Source organism: Neptunitalea chrysea, from assembly GCF_027924145.1.
Lineage (GTDB): Bacteria > Bacteroidota > Bacteroidia > Flavobacteriales > Flavobacteriaceae > Neptunitalea > Neptunitalea chrysea.
The window spans coordinates 1-2,707 of sequence record NZ_BRVP01000052.1 but is presented as its reverse complement, the minus strand read 5'-3'; the positions used below and the strand labels follow the sequence as shown (position 1 = coordinate 2,707).

Here is a 2,707-nt window from a genome sequence, read left to right as displayed (position 1 = left end):
ACCAGCAGGTACAGGAGTACCAACAGGTGCTGGTACTGCCGTAACTTCGTTGCCTGTAACAATAAACAACTTATTACCCGATACAGCTTACGAAGTATATGTAAGAGCTGAATGTAGTGCTGGTTTTTACAGTGATTGGTCTGCTCCATATACATTTACAACAGAAATTCAAACAGAATTCACTGTAGACTGTACTGTAGGGCCAACAAACGTTACTTACTGCTATGGTAATAATGATACTACCATGTTTACATTTACTTCTTCGGATTTAACTATTTATTTGACAGCTATTTTTAACTCGGGTACATTAGAAAACGGAGATGACGAAATTATCATCTACGATTCTGACGGAACTACAGTTTTATATTCCGGTTATGGAAACTCAGGTGACTTAGCTGGTTTAGAAATGCAATCTACTGGAGGTGTTATATACATCCAAATAAATTCAGATGGCTCTAATAGCTGTGCTACAGGTGAGCAATCTACTTTAGATTTTACGGTATTATGTACTACATGTATTAACCCAACAGCTACTTATTCAACTGTTTCTGCTTGTGATGTTCAAAATCAAGTGTTTGAATTCTATGTAGATGTTGAGATTACAGATATGGGAGATGCTACATCTATAACTATAGATGATAGTATGGGTAGTGCAACTCAAATAGCGAACGGTATAGGTACATATACTTTTGGACCTTATACAAATACAATTCCAGTAAACTTTACTGTTGCTAATGCTGATGATCCTAACTGTGTTCTAACAAGTACAGGGATTACTCAGGATGAATGTCCTCCGATTACAGATTCTTTGTGTCAAACGGTAGATGCGGGAGACGATTTTACAGCGGATTGTTCTGCTACTATTTCTGGAGTTGACTTAGATGCTGATTTTTTCATATCAGGAACAAGTACTACAGCTTATCAATTAGGTGACGCGCAATGTATAGCGAACGTTCAGACTGGTACTGCTGTTGGTATTAATACAGATGATGTTTATTCTGGTTTAATAAATATAGGATTTAACTTCTGTTATTTTGGAAACACCTATAACCAATTAGTGGTAGGAGCAAATGGAGTTGTATCATTTAATGCTGCTTATGCGAATGCTGGTTGTCCATGGGCGTTTACAGAATCTATTCCTGACCCAGGATTACCTTTAAATGCTATTTTTGGTGTTTATCATGATATTCATCCAGGGGTTTGTGGAAATATTACTTACGAATTGGCAGGTACAGCTCCTGATAGAACTTTCAAAATTAATTTTGAAGGAGTTTGTCAGTATTCATGTACTTCATTGCTGTCTACATCACAAATAGTACTTTATGAGTCTAGTAATGTAGTAGAAATTAATATTATAGATAAACCAACTTGTACTACATGGAATGCAGGTGCAGCAGCAGCAGGTATTCAGAATGCTGATGGTACTATTGGTTATTTTCCACCAAACAGAAATACAGGTGTGTGGACTGCTACTAATGAATCTTGGAGATTCTATCCTGCAGGTCCGGCAAACTATACATTCCAATGGTTAGATGGTCAGGGGGATGTTGTTAGTACAGACCCTGAAACTACAGTATATCCACAAGGTACAACAACTTATACAGCAGAGGTTACATATAATCAATGTGATGGTACAACATCTGCTATTTCTGATGATGTAGTTATTACTATAAATGATTTTGTTGATATTGGTATTGCTGATGATTTAGAAGCTTGTGATGAAGTTCCTAATAATGGATATGCTGAATTTGATTTAACTGATCAAGATGCAGTAATTATGAACGGTTTGACGGGGGGTGTTGTAACCTATTATGCATCGTATGATGATGCAGTAAATGGTTCTAATCCACTTACGTCTCCATATACGAATACGGAAATAGATCAACAGACTATTCATGCTAGATTAGATCTTTCAACTACTGGATGTTTCGGTATCAGTGATTTTGAAATTATTGTAAATCCAGCTCCTGAGGTTTCTTTTCCTAGTGCTAGTGTTGATAAATTTTTCTGTGAGGAATATACTTTAGAGCCAACTATTGCAAATCTTGCCGATTTAAGTGGTACGTTTGAGTTTGCTTGGTATGATGATGGAACGCTTATTTCTGGTGCAACTGGTTCTACTTATATATTAGCAGCCGATGGTGATGAAGAAGGAATATTTACTGTAATGGTTACAGACTTAGTTTCGGGATGTAGTACTAGTGCTGATGTTCAAGTAAATATTGTTGGTGATGTAACAGCTGGTCAGCCTGATGATATGATAATTTGTGATGATAGTTCAAATGACGGTTATGCTGAGTTTGATTTAACTTTACAAGATTCTGCGGTAATTGATGGTCAGTCTGATACTTTTGTTACTTATTATACATCCTACAATGATGCACAAGATGGAGTTAGCCCGTTAAGTTCTCCATATACAAATGAAGATCCTAACTTCCAAACGATTTATGCTAGTTTAGAGAATACTGTTTCAGGATGTACCGATATAGTTGCTTTTGATATTATGGTTTACAATACTCCATTCTTAGATTTTGATAGTACCTATTATGAGGTATGTTCTAATGGTATTATAGCTACTACAATAACAACGTCTCCTTCTGGTTTTGCTTTAACAGATGTAGGTGTAACTTTTACTTGGTATCAGAACGGAACTACCTTGGCCAACAGTGATAATGTATTAGATGTTTATGACGCTGGGGAATATGCC

General features: G+C 36.3%; 1 protein-coding gene. It reads left to right on the top strand.

The window, feature by feature from the left end:
• Positions 1-2,707, top strand: a 2,707-nt coding sequence (locus tag NBRC110019_RS16615; RefSeq protein WP_281756592.1) for a fibronectin type III domain-containing protein, incomplete at both ends; no start/stop codon positions are given.